This window comes from Agrococcus sp. HG114, from assembly GCF_024723325.1.
In the GTDB taxonomy this organism is placed as follows: domain Bacteria; phylum Actinomycetota; class Actinomycetes; order Actinomycetales; family Microbacteriaceae; genus Agrococcus.
In genome coordinates this window covers 1-14244 of record NZ_JANQCH010000060.1, presented here as the reverse complement: position 1 = coordinate 14244, position 14244 = coordinate 1, and the positions used below count along the sequence as shown (strand labels likewise).

Genomic DNA, 14244 nt, shown 5'->3' with positions numbered 1-14244 from the left:
CGCCGGTGCCGCGGCCGCAGCCGGGGCGGCGGCGCCCGTGCTCGCTGTGCGGTGGCGCGCGAAGCGGCGACGCCGCGCCCAGGCGGAGGTCTGGCCGGACGTCGTCGATCACCTCGTCTCGGCCGTGCGCAGCGGCCTCGCGCTCCCGGATGCGGTGGCGCAGCTCGAGCGATCGGGTCCCGAGATCACGCGGCCGGCCTTCGCCGCGTACGCGGCAGACCACCGCGCGACCGGCTCGTTCGGGTACGCGCTCGACCGGCTCAAGGACCGCCTCGCCGACCCCGTCGCCGACCGCATCCTCGAGACCCTCCGGATGGCGCGCGAGGTCGGTGGTACCGAGGTCACGACGGTGCTGCGCGAGCTCGCGGCGTACCTCCGCGCGGACCAGGCGACGCGCGGCGAGCTCGAGGCGCGGCAGACCTGGATCGTGAGCGCCGCCCGGCTCGGCGTCGCGGCGCCCTGGATCGTGCTGCTCATCCTGTCGACCCGGCCGGAGGCCGCGCAGGCCTACAACGCGCCCGGCGGCCTCATGCTCATCGCCGGCGGCGCTGCGGTGACCTTCATCGCGTACCGCGTGATGCTGCGCATCGGCGCACTCCCCGTCGAGTCGAGGTGGTTCGCGTGAGCCCCGAGACCGGATGGAGCCTCGTGCTGGGCGCGAGCCTCGGGCTCGGCCTCTGGATGCTCGTGAGCCTCGCGCCGATCCTGCGACGCCCGCTGCTGCTCCACCGGGTCGCGCCCTACGTGCTCGATGTCTCGTCCGGCGCCCGCGACCTCGTCGCCCGCCGGAGGGTCGATCCCCTGCGCGTGCTCGGCGCCGCTGCGTCGCCCGTCGGCGACCGGCTCGCCCCGATCGCGCACGCGGTGCTCGGTGCGCCCGACGGCATCCGCCGCCGCCTCCGGCAGGCCGCCTCGAGCGAGTCGGTCGCCGAGCACCGGGGGCGGCAGCTGCGCTGGGCCGTGCTCGGCGCAGCGGTGGGGGCGGGCCTCGGCGTCGTCGGGGTCCTGCAGCGCGGACCGCTCGCTCTGCCCGCGGTGCTCGCCGTGCTGGGTGCGGCGATCGGCGCCTTCACCGTCGACTGGCTGCTGCAGCGCCGCGCGAAGCGCCGGCTCGCGCGCATCTCGAGCGAGCTGCCGTCGATCCTCGAGTTCCTGTCGCTGAGCCTCGCCGCAGGCGAGGGACTGCAGGATGCGCTCAGGCGCGTCGGCGCGGCCGGCCGGAGTGCGCTCGGGCGCGAGCTCGCCGGCGTCGTCTCGGACGCCGCGGCCGGCACGAGCCTCACGGCCGCGCTCGGCACGCTCGCTGACGAGCTCGCCCACCCAGGGGTCACCCGCAGCGTCGACCAGATGCGTGGTGCGCTCGAGCGCGGCACCCCGCTCGCGCAGACCCTGCAGGCCCAGGCGCTCGACGCGCGCGACGCCGCGAAGCGCGACCTGCTCGAGGCGGCCGGTCGCAAGGAGATCTCGATGCTCGTGCCGCTCGTCTTCGGCCTGCTGCCGACGACGGTCGCGTTCGCGCTGTGGCCCGGCATCCACGTGCTGCAGGTCGGATTCTGAAGGAGGAACCATGTCCACGATCAGCAGGAAGTTCGAGCGCCTCGTCGGCCGCGTCGTCGAGGAGGAGCGAGGGGATGTGCCGGGCTGGGTGCTCGTCACGCTCATGACGGCCGGTCTCGTCATCGTGCTCTGGACCGTCGCCGGGCCGGCGCTCCAGGGCGTCTTCGAGCAGGCGATCGCGCGCGTCACGAGCTTCTGATGCGGCTGGCCGACGAGCGCGGCTCGGCGGTCGCCGAGTTCGCCATGGTCGCGGGGCTCCTCGTGATGCTCGTGCTCTCGGTCATGCAGCTCTCGCTCGCGCTGCACGTCCGCGCGACGGTCGCCGATGCGGCCGCCGAGGGAGCGCGGCATGCGTCGCTGCTCGGCTCCGACCCGGCCGCGGGGGTCCAGCGCACGCGCGAGCTCATCACCGTCGCGGTGGGCTCCGCCTACGCCGAGCGCGTCACCGCGGGGCGCTCGACCGTCGCGGGCGTCGAGAGCATCGAGATCCGCGTCGCGGCGCCGCTGCCCGTGCTCGGGCTCGTCGGACCGGTCGCGCTGGAGGTGGCCGGCCATGCACCGGTCGAGCGGCTGGGCTGAGCGCAGCAGGGAACGCGGCCGTGCCGCCGCGTCGCTCCTCGCCGACGACCGCGGCTCCGCATCGGTCGAGTTCCTCACCGTGGGGCTCATCCTGCTCGTGCCGCTCGTGTACCTCGTGCTCGCGCTCGGCCAGATCCAGCACGCCGTGCTCGGGATCGAGGGCGCCGCCCGGCATGCCGCGCGCGTCGTCGCGGCCGCGGACGGGCACGACGAAGGGCTCGCGGCGGCGGACCGCGCGATCCGCGTCGGCATCGAGGGCGCCGGCCTCGAACCGGGCGCCGTGCGGGTGGCGATCACGTGCGAGCCCGTGCCGGATGCGTGCACCACGCCCCGCGGGACGGTGGACGTGCAGCTCGACGCCACGGTGCCGCTCCCGCTCGCGCCGCCCGTGCTGCGACTCGACACCGGCGTCGGCGTGCCGGTCTCGGCGCGAGCCACGCAGCCCGTCTCGGCGTTCGGCGGCGCACCGTGAGGCGGCTCTGGGCCCGGCTCGCGCGCGAGGAGGACGGCTCGACGCTCGTGCTCACGATCGGCTTCGCGGCGCTCGCCCTCGCCCTCATCCTCGCCGTCACAGCCGCCACGAGCATGCTCATCGAACGTCGGCGGCTGTTCAGCGTCGCCGACGGCGCGGCGCTCGCGGCGGCCGAGGCGTTCGCGCTCGAGCAGGTGCGCTTCGACGGCAGCGACGCCGCGCCCGAGCTCGCCGACGAGGCCGTGCAGCAGGCGGCGGCCCACTGGGCGTCGCGCGCCGGCACCGACCTCGACGGGGTGCGCGTCGACGGCGCGAGCGCCGATGCGCGCAGCGCCACGGTCACCGTCTCGAGCGCGTGGCGGCCGCCGGTCGTCTCGCTCTTCCTGCCCGACGGCATCCGCCTCGACGTCAGCTCGACCGCGCGCGCGGTCTTCGTCGACTGAGCGCCGCGAGCGCCGGCTCCTCGCGCATCCTGATCTCGCGCCCCTGATCTCCCGTCTCGCGCGAGGCGCACCGCCCGCCTAGCCTGACGCCATGACCGACACGGCCGACGACGGCGACGAGCTCGAGCGGTACCTCGCCCGCTACGGCGAGGCGCTCGGAGCGATGGATGCGACGGCGACCGCGGCGCTGTGGGGCGAGCCGTCGATGATGCTCACCGACGAGTTCGCCGGCATGCTCGAGACCCGCGAGCAGCTCGCCGCGGCGCTCGCGACGGCGCAGCCCGAGTACAGGGCGCAGGGTCTCGCGCGTGCGACGCACACGCTCGTCGAGCGCGCCGAGCTCTCGCCGCGGCTGCTGCGCGCCCACGTGCGCTGGCACTTCTGGAAGGCCGACGGCGAGCACATCGCCGACGCCGACTTCGAGTACCTCCTGCGCCGTGACGACGATGGGCTGCACGCCTATGCGGCCACTCTCCGCGGCGATCCGTCCTAGTCGCGCGGCTTGCGCGGCAGCCACTTGAGCAGCATGCCCGCGCCGACGACGCACAGCGCCGTCAGCCCGCCCGCCGCCCACGCGATCGACGCGACCGACACGAGCGCCGAGATGAGCAGCGGCGCCGCCGCGCCGCCGAGGTCGACGGTGAGCCGCCACGCGCCGAGGAACGGCGCGGGGTTCCGCCGGTCGGCGAGGTCGGCGCCGAGCGTCATGAGGATGCCCGAGCCGAGCCCGTTGCCGAGCGCGAGCACCATCGCCGCGGCGATGAACCACGCGGTCGCCGCATCGAGGTCGTGCGACACGGCGAGCATGAGGAACGCGGCGGCCATGAGCGCGAGCGAGGGGACGACGCTCCACAGCCGGCCGAAGCGATCCATGACCCAGCCCGAGACGAAGAACAGCGCGAAGTCGACGCCGCCCGCGATGCCGATCACGAGACCGGTCGTCACGCCGTCGAGCCCGATCGAGATCGCCCACAGCGGCAGCAGCACGTTCCGCGCCGAGCGCGCGAGCGACAGCATCGCCGCGCCGACGCCGACGGTCGCGAGCACCCGCGCGTTCCGCCGCACGACCTGCCAGATGCCCGTGCGCTCCTGCTGCAGCTCGATGACGCCCGTCGTCGCGGGCCTCCGCTCGAACGCGGTCGTGGGGTCGGGCAGCACGACGAGCACCGCGATCGCGACGACCGTGCTGACCCCGAACACGACCCACACCGACGCGAGCGGCAGCCCGAGCCCGAGCACCGCCGAGCCGATGAGCGGCCCGACGAACATGCCCATGCGGAAGATGCCGCCGAGCGTCGACAGCGCCCGCGCGCGGAATCGCAGCGGCACGTACGTCGTCATGAACGCGTGCCGCGCGAGCGCGAACACCGCGTGCCCGAGCCCCATCACGAAGATCGCGGCGCCGAGCATCCACACGTTCGTCGAGAGGAGCGCGAGCGCGAGCGCGGCGAGCACGAGCGCGCCCGCGGCGATCATCGTCGGCCGCTCGCCGAAGCGCGCGACGACGCTCCCGCCCGGGACGTCGCCCGCGAGCTGCCCGATCGTGAGCATCGCCGCGACGACGGCCGCGACCGCGAGCGAGGCGCCGAGGTCGCCCGCGATGAGCGGGATGTAGGGGATGACCGCGCCCTCGCCGATCGCGAACGCCGCCGTCGGCACGTACACGGCACCCGCGACCCGCTTCCACGGGAACCGCTCCGTCTCGTCGCCGCTCACACGCCGAGCCTACGGCTCGGGTGACGGGCCGATGCGCGGGCACAGCCAGCGGGGGAGGGCCAGACGGGGAGGGCCCCGGCGGCGCGCCGGTAGGCTGGTGGATCATGGCCGATCTCGACATCGGCGGCGACATCGCCGCCCTCCGCTCCACCTTCGCCGACATCAAGGCCGTCACCGACGTCGACAAGCTCGCCGCCGACATCGAGCGGCTCTCGGCCGCCGCCGGCGCCCCCGATCTGTGGGACGACCCGGACGCCGCGCAGAAGGTCACGAGCCAGCTGAGCCACGCGCAGTCGGACCTGCGCCGCATCACCGAGGCCGAGTCGCGCATCGACGACCTCGAGGTGCTCGTCGAGATGGCCAACGAGGAGGCCGACGAGGCCACCCAGCTCGAGGCGAAGAAGGAGCTCGCGAGCCTGCAGCGGCTCATCGCCGACATGGAGATCCAGACGCTCCTCGACGGCGAGTTCGACCCGATGCCCGCGGTCGTCACGATCCGCGCGGGCGCCGGCGGCGTCGACGCCTCCGACTTCGCCGAGATGCTGCTGCGCATGTACCTGCGCTACGCCGAGCAGCACGGCATGCCCGTGACCGTCTACGAGACGAGCTACGCCGAGGAGGCGGGCATCAAGTCGGCCTCGTTCGAGGTGAACGCCCCCTACGCGTTCGGCAACCTCTCGGTCGAGGCGGGCACGCACCGGCTCGTGCGCATGAGCCCCTTCGGCGCGGCGGGCAAGCGCCAGACGTCGTTCGCGGCGGTCGAGGTCGTGCCGCTGTTCGAGCAGGTCGACGAGGTCGAGGTCCCCGAGACCGACATCCGCGTCGACGTGTTCCGCTCCTCGGGCCCGGGCGGCCAGTCGGTCAACACGACCGACTCCGCGGTGCGCATCACGCACATCCCCACCGGCATCGTCGTCTCGATGCAGAACGAGAAGAGCCAGATCCAGAACCGCGCCGCCGCGATGCGCGTGCTGCAGAGCCGCCTCATGCTGCTGCAGCGCGAGGAGGAGGCGGCCCGCAAGAAGGAGCTCGCCGGCTCGATCGCCGCGAGCTGGGGCGACCAGATGCGCTCGTACGTGCTCGCGCCGTACCAGATGGTCAAGGACCTCCGCACGCTCCACGAGGTGAACAACCCCTCCGCGGTCTTCGACGGCGACCTCGACGGCTTCATCGCCGCGGGCATCCGCTGGCGCAAGCAGCAGCAGCGCGAGGGCGACGAGTAGGGGCGAGCGTGGGTACCCGACCGCAGACCGGCAGCGACTACCTCGCGAGCCTCGACGACGGCCGGGTCGTCGTCCACGACGGCGAGCGCGTCGAGCGCGTCGCCGAGCATCCCGCGTTCGCGGGCGCCGCATCCACCATCGCCGCGCTCTACGACTCGCTCCACGAGCCCGAGGCGGCGGATGCGCTGCTCGCGCCGATCACGGAGGGGCCCGGCGGCGACGGGGTCACCCACGCGTTCTGGACGGTGCCGCACTCGCGCGAGGACCTCCGCGCGCAGCGCGAGGCGATCCGCGCGTGGCAGCGCCGCACGCACGGGTGGCTCGGCCGCACCCCGGAGTTCATGGCGTGCGTCATCACGTCGATGGCCGCGCACGCGCCGTTCTTCGGCCGCTTCGAGGCGAACGTGCGCGCCGCGCTCGAGCGCGACCAGCGCGCGGTCACCCACTACGCGCAAGCGCTCGTGAACCCGCCGGTCGACCGCGAGCTGCCGCCCGACGAGGTCGGCGACGTCTTCCTCCACGTCGTGCGCGAGACCGACGAGGGCGTCGTGCTGCGCGGCGCGAAGGCGGTCGTCACGGGCGCCGCGACCGCGCAGCGGCTGTTCGTGTCGCACTTCGGCGGCGAGGTGCAGACGGATGCGTTCGCGATCGCCGCGTCGGTCGCGGTCGGCTCCGAGGGCCTCACGGTCTACACGCGCGGCACGCCCGCGCGCGACGACCAGCCGCTCGCGCGCCGCTTCGCCGAGCACGACGCGCTCGTCGTCTTCGACGACGTGCTCGTGCCGTGGAGCGACGTCTTCATCCGCGACGCCGAGACGATGCTCGCGTTCAACCGCGGCGCGGTCGGCTGGAACGCGCGGCTCGCCTTCCAGGCCGCGACCCGGCTCGAGGCGAAGCTCGAGCACATCGCGGGCCTCGCGGTCCGCGCAGCCGAGATCATGGGGATCGAGGAGCGCCGCGGCGCGCAGGCGGCGCTCGGCGAGCTCATCGCCTTCCGCCACACCGCCGCGGGTCTCCGCGACGCGATGATCGAGCAGGCGACCGAGTCGGGCGACTCGATCCTGCCGGGCGTCGACGCCGCGATGGCGTTCTCGGCGCTCGCGCCCGACGCCTACTCGCGCATGCGCGTCTCGCTCGAGACGACACTGTCATCGGCGCTCGCGCACCTGCCGGTGCCGCTGGAAGCGCTCGGCGGCGAGCTCGTCGCGCCGGTCGAGCCGCTGCTGCGGGGCTCGGGCGGGGCGGATGCGCGCGAGCGGCTCGAGGTCATGGGCGAGCTGTGGGACGCGATCGGCACGGGGTTCGGCGCGCGCCACGAGCTCTACGAGCGCAGCTACTGGGGCCAGCCGGAGCGCACCCACGTCGGGATCCTGGGCCTCGCGCGGGCGGACGGCCGCGTCGACCGCTGGCGCCGCTGAGCCGCCTGCGCAGGGGGAGCCCGCGCAGACGGGAGCGGGCCGCCTCGTCGGTGACGAGACGGCCCGCTGGAGCGCGACGGATCAGTGGAAGTTGATCCGCATCGCCTTGCCGGTGACGGTCGAGTTGTTCGTCGCCGTGATGTCGCCCGTGGTCGGCCGGATGATCTGGCAGTTGTACACCGAGTTCGCGCCGAACAGGTTGTCGCGGATGTCGATGTTCTGGAACGCGCCGCGGCTCTTCTGCGCGAGGTTCACGGTGCAGGCGCCGTGGTCGAGGAAGTTGTCGCGGATCATGACGTTCGCGACGGTGCCCTGGTCCTGCGTGATCATGATCGCGGCGTTGTGCGAGCCCTCGATGCGGTTGCCGATGATCCAGTAGCCGGAGCCGCCCTGGATCTGGATGCCGTCGTCGTGGCTGGGCTTGCCGCCCCAGCCCGGGTCGTTCTCGTAGTGCAGGTTGTCGTGCAGCCACGAGTTCGTCAGGCGCACGTTGCCGGAGCCCCAGAAGTGCGCGGGGTCGATGACGTGGTGGATGTCGAGGCGGTTCGCGGTGATGTTCCAGCCGCGGAGCCCGTCGACGTTGTACGCGCGGTAGGTCGGGGCGATCTCCGAGTCGTAGATGTTCAGGCTCGCCGCGTCGGACGCGCTGCGCACGAGGGCGACCTGGCTGCAGGCGTAGCCCGCGTTGCCGCGGATGATCGAGTTGCGGATCGTGACGTCCTTGGCACGGACGTCGACGCAGCCGCGGATGTCGAGGCCGTCGATGACGGTGCCGGCACGGGTGATGGTGAGGTCGCCGTTGTGGACGCGCAGCGCGGTGCCCGAGGGCACCCCGGTGTTGTCCGGTCCCGGCATCGAGCTGGTGACCTGCGCCTGCGGGACGACGGTCGGCGCCGCGGTCGCGGCCTGCGCGGGCAGGACCGTCGCCGTGATCGCGAGCGTCGCCGCTGCGGCGGCGAGCAGGAGGGAGCGGCGCCGAGCGCCGCCGGAGCGGCTCTCCGTGACGGCCGCGCTGGGAAGAGGCGTGGTGGTGATGATCGAACCCTTCGAAGGACAGCGACGCTCGCCAGGGCACGCCGGATCGGATCCGGCGACGGCAGCGTCATGGCATGGTGACGAAGCCGAGCAGCAGGCATGTCGTGACCATGTGTGTGCCCGCGCGCGTGGAAGCGCCGGGCCGCGCTCGACGGAGCCATCCTACCAGGGGCGTAACGGCTGATCCGCCGTTCAGCCCCGCGCGGCGCGTCGCCGGGGGCGTCGCGGATGCGGACGCGCCGTCGTCGCACCGCCCGCCCGTGGTCGCCAGCCCCTACGCTCGAGGGGCCATGATCCGCTTCGACGAGGTCTCCAAGACCTACTCCCGCAAGGCCCGCCCGGCCCTCGACGGCATCTCGCTCGAGATCCTCAAGGGCGAGTTCGTCTTCCTCGTCGGCGCGTCCGGCTCGGGCAAGTCGACCCTCATCCGCATGGTGCTCCGGGAGGAGACGCCCACGAGCGGCGAGGTGCACGTGCTCGGCCACCGGCTGAAGGCGCTGCCGAGCCGCCGGGTGCCGTTCTTCCGCCGCAACCTCGGCGTCGTCTTCCAGGACTTCCGGCTGCTCGGCAACAAGACCGTCTACGAGAACGTCGCCTTCACGCTGCAGGTGATCGGCAAGAGCCGCGCCTTCATCTCGGAGGCGGTGCCGGACGTGCTGAAGATCGTCGGCCTCGCGGGCAAGGCGTCGCGCCTGCCGCACGAGCTCTCGGGCGGCGAGCAGCAGCGCGTCGCGATCGCGCGGGCCGTCGTCAACCGGCCGCCCATCCTGCTCGCCGACGAGCCCACCGGCAACCTCGACCCATCCACGAGCGCCGGCATCATGGCGCTGCTCGCGCGCATCAACGAGGGCGGCACGACCGTCGTCATGGCGACCCACGAGGCCTCGATCGTCGACGAGATGCAGAAGCGCGTCGTCGAGCTCGACGCCGGCCGCATCATGCGCGACGAGGCGCACGGCTCCTACCGCCGCCACCTCGTCGACGACGACGAGGAGCTCGCGCTCGAGGAGGAGCGCGCATGAGGGTCCAGCTCATCGCGCAGGAGGTCTGGAACGGCCTGCGCCGCAACCTCTCGGTCGTCGTCTCGGTCGTGCTCGTGACGTTCATCTCGCTCTCGTTCGTCGGGGCCGCGATCCTGCTGCAGATGCAGATCAACCAGATGAAGGGCTTCTGGTACGACCGCGCGCAGGTGGGCATCTACTTCTGCGGACCGGTCGACTCCACCGCGACGTGCACGCAGACGGCCGCGACGCCCGAGCAGGTGCAGGCGGTGCGCGACGTGCTCGAGACCGGCGCGATCGCCCCGTACGTCGCCGACGTGCAGTTCGAGGACCGCGAGCTCGCGTACCAGCACTTCATGGAGCAGTTCGGCGGCACCTCGAGCGCGGAGTTCGCGAGCCCCGAGACGATGAACGAGGCGCTGTGGGTGCGGCCGACCGTGCCGCAGGACGCCGACCTCATCCGGGAGGCGACGAGCGCGCTGCCGGGGGTGCTCGAGGTGCGCGACCAGCGCGCCCTGCTCGAGCCCATCTTCCAGGTGCTCAACACCGCGAGCCTCGCGGCGATCGGCATCGCCGTGCTCATGCTCGTGGCGGCCGTGCTCCTGATCTCCACGACCATCCGGCTCTCCGCGTTCTCGCGCAAGCGCGAGCTCGGCATCATGCGCCTCGTCGGGGCGTCGAACCGGTTCATCCAGACCCCGTTCATCATCGAGGGCATCGTCGCGGCGCTCATCGGCGCGGTGCTCGCAGCAGGGGCCGTGATCGGCGTCGTGCACTTCGTGCTGCAGGGCTACGTCGCGCCCATGCTGCAGACGATCGCGATCGTCTCGGTCGAGGATGCGCTCGTCGTCGCGCCCGTGCTGCTGGGCGTGGGCGTGCTCTTCGCCGGGGCGGCCGCCGCGGTCGCGATCCGGCGCTACCTGCGGATCTAGCCGCGCTACACTGGGCGGCTGCCCGGCCGTCGGGCCGCTGATCCACACTCGAGCCAGGAGCGAGCCATGCCGCGCGAACAGGGCCAGAAGGTCGTGGCGCAGAACCGCAAGGCGCGCCACGACTACCACATCGAGGACCGCATCGAGGCGGGCCTCGTGCTCACGGGCACCGAGGTCAAGTCGCTGCGCGCGGGCCGGGCGTCGCTCGTCGACGGGTACGCGTACGTCGACCGGGGCGAGGCGTGGCTCGACGCCGTGCACATCCCGGAGTACGGCCAGGGCACCTGGACGAACCACCCGCCGCGGCGCAAGCGCAAGCTGCTGCTGCACCGCGACGAGATCGACAAGCTCGCCGCGAAGGTCGCCCAGGGCGGCTACACGCTCGTCCCGCTCTCGCTGTACTTCTCCGACGGCCGCGCGAAGGTCGAGCTCGCGGTCGCGAAGGGCAAGAAGGAGTACGACAAGCGGCACGCGCTGCGGGAGCGGCAGGACAAGCGCGAGGCCGAGCGGGCGATGCGCACCCGCAACCGCCTCGGCGACTGAGGCCCGCCGCCCGTTCGACATTCCCAGCGCGGCCCGTATTGAATGGAGCGTGCCGGCGATCCACCCAGGGCGCCGGGGGAAGGCGACATGCGCATCGGCATCCTCACCTCCGGCGGCGACTGCCCGGGGCTCAACGCGGTCATCCGCGCGGCGGTGCTCACCGGCATGAAGCACCACGGCCATGAGTTCGTCGGCATCCGCGACGGGTACCGCGGCCTCAAGGAGGGCGACGTGCGAGCGCTCAACCGGTCGTCGGTGCGCGGCACGAGCCGCATCGGCGGCACGATCCTCGGCACGAGCCGCACGAACCCGTACGAGGGGGAGAAGGGCGGGGCCGAGCGCATCGCCGAGACCCTCCGCCGGCTCGGCATCGACGCGGTCATGGCGATCGGCGGCGAGGGCACGCTCGCCGCGGCGAACCGGCTCGCGGGCGACGGGATCCCGATCGTCGGCGTGCCGAAGACGATCGACAACGACCTCGACGCGACCGACTACACGTTCGGCTTCGACACCGCCGTGCAGATCGCGACCGAGGCGGGCGACCGGCTCCGCACGACGGGCGACTCGCACATGCGCTGCATGGTGCTCGAGGTCATGGGGCGGCACGTGGGCTGGATCGCCCTGCACACCGGCATCGCGACCGGCGCGCACGTCACCCTCATCCCCGAGCAGCCCCGCTCGATCGAGTGGGTCTGCGACTACGTGCAGGCCGTCTACGACCGCCGCCGCGCGCCGCTCGTCGTGGTCTCCGAGGGCTTCAAGCTCGAGGGGATGGACGAGGAGTACTCGCGGAAGGGCCTCGACGCGTTCGACCGGCCGCGGCTCGGCGGCATCGGCGAGGTCATCGCCGAGATGATCGAGCAGCGCACGGGGATCGAGTCGCGCGCGACGGTGCTCGGCCACATCCAGCGCGGCGGCGCGCCCTCGGGCGCCGACCGCGTGCTCGCGACGCGCTTCGGCCTCGCCGCGGTCGACGCGATCACCGAGCGCGCGTGGGGAACGATGGTGTCGCTGCGCGGCACCGACATCGTGCGCGTGCCCATGTCCGAGGCGCTCGGCGACCTCAAGCGCGTGCCCGAGCACCGCTACCGCGAGGCGGAGCTCCTCTTCGGGTAGGTTGCCTGCGGGCACGCCCTCGCGCTACCATGGTGGGCTGGCCCCGCCAGCGCGCCGGAGCACATCCGGCATTGACAACTCCACAGCGTGCGACTCGCACCCAGCACGGGGATGATCGGTTTCGACATCGCCTCGATCGCTGCGGGAAGCGGGTAGAGGATGCAGGGTCATCTCTTCAACGCCCCCTGCAAACCCATAGGTGCCAACGCAAAGCGCACCGACTTCGCCCTCGCTGCCTAAGCGAGCCTGAAGTCCGTCAGACCGGAGTCGCCCTCGCTCCGGACCCTGGCGTCATCTTGAGGGCTTGCTGCGATGCTGCGTCACAGGGCATCGCGGGACTTTCGCTGTGACTGGGCTCGTCGACCTAGGTGCTCAGGACAAAGGTCGGAGCCGAGCAGAACGCCACGCCTGAGCTGCACCCGGAGAAGCCGCACGATGCGAGCGTTGGACGGGGGTTCGATTCCCCCCATCTCCACCATCGGTGCGAGTCGCACGCTGCGAGAGGCTCATCGCCCGCCCAGTACGCTGGGGTCGACACGACCCTGCGAGGAGGCAGCGTGAGCGAGTACAAGGTGACCGACCCGTACACCGGTGCGGTCGTCAAGGAGTTCCCCACCGCGACAGACGACGAGATCCGGGCGGCCATCGAGCGCGCGCACGCGGCGTTCGAGCCGTGGCGCACGACGCCGATGGCCGAGCGGGCAGCGATCCTGACGAAGGCCGCGCAGGCCTTCACGGAGCGCTCGCGCGAGCTCGCCGAGATCATCAGGACCGAGATGGGGAAGCCGCTCGGCCAGGGCGTGGCGGAGGCGGAGTTCTCGGCGGAGATCATCCAGTACTACGCCGACAACGCCGAGGACTTCCTCGCCGACGAGGTGCTGCAGGTCCGCGCCGGGGTCGACGCGCGCATCCGCAAGGCCGCGCAGGGCGTCGTGCTCGGCATCATGCCGTGGAACTTCCCGTACTACCAGGTCGCCCGCTTCGCGTTCCCGAACCTCATGCTCGGGAACACCGTGCTGCTCAAGCACGCGCCGCAGTGCCCGTGGTCGGCGACCGTCATCGCCGAGATCCTCGAGGAGGCCGGGCTGCCGGCCGGCGCCTACGAGAACCTCTTCGCGACGAACGACCAGATCGGCGAGATCGTCATCCCCGACCCGCGCGTGCGCGGCGTCTCGCTCACGGGCTCCGAGCGCGCAGGCGCCGCGGTCGCCGAGCTCGCCGGGCGGCACCTCAAGAAGGTCGTGCTCGAGCTCGGCGGCAGCGACCCGTTCATCGTGCTCTCCACGGACGACATGGATGCGGTGGTGCAGGCCGCGGTCGACACGCGGTTCGAGAACTCGGGCCAGTCGTGCAACGCCTCGAAGCGCTTCATCGTCGTCGACGAGCTGTACGACGAGTTCTCGCGGCGCCTCGGCGAAGCGGTCGCGGCGGTCGAGGTCGCCGGTCCCGACGACGAGGACGCCCTCGTGGGGCCGCTCTCGTCGCAGGCGGCGGCCGACCGGCTGCGCGAGCAGACGGCGAAGGCGCTCGCCGAGGGCGCGCAGGTGCTCGCCGGCGAGCTCGCCGAGCAGGGCGATGCGCGGGTGCGGCCCGCGCTGCTCGCCGGCGTCACCGAGCAGATGGAGGCGTACCGCGAGGAGCTCTTCGGCCCGGTCGGCACCGTCTACCGCGCGAAGGACGCCGACGACGCGGTGCGGATCGCGAACGACACGCCCTTCGGGCTCGGCGCGCGGCTCTTCTGCGCCGATCCCGAGCTCGCGCTCGCGATCGCGGACCGGCTCGACGTCGGCATGGTCTCCATCAACGGCGCGAGCGCCGAGGACTACGACATGCCGTTCGGCGGCACCAAGCGGTCGGGCTTCGGCCGCGAGCTCGGCCCGCACGGCATGGAGGAGTTCATGAACAAGAAGCTGGTCGTCGCCGGCTGATCAGCGCAGCCAGCCGCTTCCCCGCTTCGACGACGCGCGCGCCCAGGCCCGCTCGAGCTCCGGCTCGGCGGCCTGGGCGCGCCCGTGCTCGAGGCCGCTCAGGAGCCCGTAGGTGAACGCGTTCTCGTGCGCGAGGTGCGCCGCCATGCCGAGCTCACGGAGCGCCGCCCGCGCGACGACGGCGTCGTGGTGCTCGCCGAGCGCGGACTGGAGCCGGGCGAGGCGCTTCGCCGTGCGCTCCGCCGGCCGACCCGTGGCCGGCGCGAGCGCCTCGGCCGCGT

General features: G+C 72.9%; 17 protein-coding genes and 1 other RNA gene. 15 read left to right on the top strand and 3 right to left on the bottom strand.

The annotated features are described in order from the left end of the window. The 7 genes from NWP09_RS07620 to NWP09_RS07590 all read left to right on the top strand — a co-directional run. Positions 1-625, top strand: a 625-nt coding sequence (locus NWP09_RS07620; protein ID WP_258274923.1) for a type II secretion system F family protein, incomplete at its 5' end; no start/stop codon positions are given. Then, on the top strand, positions 622-1557 hold the full coding sequence (locus NWP09_RS07615) for a type II secretion system F family protein (protein ID WP_258274922.1): 936 nt from the start codon (positions 622-624) through the stop codon (positions 1555-1557). The genes NWP09_RS07620 and NWP09_RS07615, both read left to right, overlap by 4 nt. Before the next feature lie 10 nt (positions 1558-1567). After that, positions 1568-1756 carry a hypothetical protein gene (locus NWP09_RS07610; RefSeq protein ID WP_258274921.1) on the top strand — a complete coding sequence of 63 codons (189 nt, stop codon included), beginning with the start codon at positions 1568-1570 and terminating at the stop codon, positions 1754-1756. Then, positions 1756-2136, top strand: coding sequence for a pilus assembly protein (locus tag NWP09_RS07605; protein WP_309137106.1), 381 nt, complete (start codon positions 1756-1758; stop codon positions 2134-2136). Before NWP09_RS07610 ends, NWP09_RS07605 begins: the two co-directional genes overlap by 1 nt. Next, positions 2111-2608 carry a hypothetical protein gene (locus NWP09_RS07600; protein WP_258274920.1) on the top strand — a complete coding sequence of 166 codons (498 nt, stop codon included), beginning with the start codon at positions 2111-2113 and terminating at the stop codon, positions 2606-2608. Before NWP09_RS07605 ends, NWP09_RS07600 begins: the two co-directional genes overlap by 26 nt. Continuing rightward, positions 2605-3051: a pilus assembly protein TadG-related protein gene (locus NWP09_RS07595; protein ID WP_258274919.1), complete on the top strand. Its 447-nt coding sequence runs from the start codon at positions 2605-2607 to the stop codon at positions 3049-3051. Before NWP09_RS07600 ends, NWP09_RS07595 begins: the two co-directional genes overlap by 4 nt. A gap of 91 nt (positions 3052-3142) precedes the next feature. Beyond that, a complete protein-coding gene (locus tag NWP09_RS07590; protein WP_258274918.1) occupies positions 3143-3544 on the top strand; it encodes a hypothetical protein in 402 nt (133 codons plus the stop codon). Here the strand turns inward: NWP09_RS07590 and NWP09_RS07585 are convergent. Continuing rightward, positions 3541-4767 (bottom strand): MFS transporter, encoded by a 1227-nt coding sequence (locus NWP09_RS07585; protein ID WP_258274917.1) that lies wholly within the window; start codon positions 4765-4767, stop codon positions 3541-3543. The two genes, NWP09_RS07590 and NWP09_RS07585, sit on opposite strands and share 4 nt — an antisense overlap. Before the next feature lie 104 nt (positions 4768-4871). On the opposite strand from NWP09_RS07585, the gene prfB reads away from it, so the two are divergent. Beyond that, positions 4872-5990 (top strand): peptide chain release factor 2, encoded by a 1119-nt coding sequence (gene prfB, locus NWP09_RS07580; RefSeq protein ID WP_258274916.1) that lies wholly within the window; start codon positions 4872-4874, stop codon positions 5988-5990. Positions 5991-5998: 8 nt separating this feature from the next. After that, positions 5999-7408, top strand: a complete 1410-nt coding sequence (locus NWP09_RS07575) for a 4-hydroxyphenylacetate 3-hydroxylase N-terminal domain-containing protein (protein ID WP_258274915.1) — start codon at positions 5999-6001, stop codon at positions 7406-7408. An 81-nt stretch (positions 7409-7489) separates the two neighbouring features. On the opposite strand, the gene NWP09_RS07570 is transcribed toward NWP09_RS07575, so the two are convergent. After that, on the bottom strand, positions 7490-8263 hold the full coding sequence (locus NWP09_RS07570; RefSeq protein ID WP_258274914.1) for a hypothetical protein: 774 nt from the start codon (positions 8261-8263) through the stop codon (positions 7490-7492). Between the two features lie 470 nt (positions 8264-8733). On the opposite strand from NWP09_RS07570, the gene ftsE reads away from it, so the two are divergent. The 6 genes from ftsE to NWP09_RS07540 all read left to right on the top strand — a co-directional run bounded on the left by ftsE (position 8734) and on the right by NWP09_RS07540 (position 13963). Further along, complete coding sequence (ftsE, locus tag NWP09_RS07565; RefSeq protein WP_258274913.1) at positions 8734-9465, top strand: cell division ATP-binding protein FtsE; 732 nt, start codon at positions 8734-8736, stop codon at positions 9463-9465. Then, the gene (gene ftsX, locus NWP09_RS07560) at positions 9462-10376 is read left to right on the top strand and encodes a permease-like cell division protein FtsX (RefSeq protein WP_258274912.1); all 915 of its coding nucleotides are present in this window, start codon (positions 9462-9464) and stop codon (positions 10374-10376) included. Before ftsE ends, ftsX begins: the two co-directional genes overlap by 4 nt. A gap of 66 nt (positions 10377-10442) precedes the next feature. Next, positions 10443-10919 carry an SsrA-binding protein SmpB gene (gene smpB, locus NWP09_RS07555; RefSeq protein ID WP_258274911.1) on the top strand — a complete coding sequence of 159 codons (477 nt, stop codon included), beginning with the start codon at positions 10443-10445 and terminating at the stop codon, positions 10917-10919. Between the two features lie 87 nt (positions 10920-11006). Beyond that, on the top strand, positions 11007-12035 hold the full coding sequence (locus tag NWP09_RS07550; RefSeq protein WP_258274910.1) for a 6-phosphofructokinase: 1029 nt from the start codon (positions 11007-11009) through the stop codon (positions 12033-12035). A 107-nt stretch (positions 12036-12142) separates the two neighbouring features. Further along, positions 12143-12513, top strand: a transfer-messenger RNA (tmRNA) gene (gene ssrA, locus NWP09_RS07545). A gap of 79 nt (positions 12514-12592) precedes the next feature. Beyond that, complete coding sequence (locus tag NWP09_RS07540; RefSeq protein WP_258274909.1) at positions 12593-13963, top strand: NAD-dependent succinate-semialdehyde dehydrogenase; 1371 nt, start codon at positions 12593-12595, stop codon at positions 13961-13963. Here NWP09_RS07540 and NWP09_RS07535 read toward each other — a convergent pair. Next, positions 13964-14244, bottom strand: a 281-nt coding sequence (locus NWP09_RS07535) for a CHAD domain-containing protein (protein WP_258274908.1), incomplete at its 5' end; no start/stop codon positions are given.

Excerpts from the sequence above, each read along its gene's own strand:
- NWP09_RS07610 (WP_258274921.1), top strand. The coding sequence starts at position 1,568 with ATGTCCACGATCAGCAGGAAGTTCGAGCGCCTCGTCGGCCGCGTCGTC.
- NWP09_RS07605 (WP_309137106.1), top strand. The coding sequence starts at position 1,756 with ATGCGGCTGGCCGACGAGCGCGGCTCGGCGGTCGCCGAGTTCGCCATG.
- NWP09_RS07600 (WP_258274920.1), top strand. The coding sequence starts at position 2,111 with ATGCACCGGTCGAGCGGCTGGGCTGAGCGCAGCAGGGAACGCGGCCGT.
- NWP09_RS07590 (WP_258274918.1), top strand. The coding sequence starts at position 3,143 with ATGACCGACACGGCCGACGACGGCGACGAGCTCGAGCGGTACCTCGCC.
- prfB (WP_258274916.1), top strand. The coding sequence starts at position 4,872 with ATGGCCGATCTCGACATCGGCGGCGACATCGCCGCCCTCCGCTCCACC.
- NWP09_RS07570 (WP_258274914.1), bottom strand. The coding sequence starts at position 8,263 with ATGCCGGGACCGGACAACACCGGGGTGCCCTCGGGCACCGCGCTGCGC.
- ftsE (WP_258274913.1), top strand. The coding sequence starts at position 8,734 with ATGATCCGCTTCGACGAGGTCTCCAAGACCTACTCCCGCAAGGCCCGC.
- ftsX (WP_258274912.1), top strand. The coding sequence starts at position 9,462 with ATGAGGGTCCAGCTCATCGCGCAGGAGGTCTGGAACGGCCTGCGCCGC.
- smpB (WP_258274911.1), top strand. The coding sequence starts at position 10,443 with ATGCCGCGCGAACAGGGCCAGAAGGTCGTGGCGCAGAACCGCAAGGCG.
- NWP09_RS07550 (WP_258274910.1), top strand. The coding sequence starts at position 11,007 with ATGCGCATCGGCATCCTCACCTCCGGCGGCGACTGCCCGGGGCTCAAC.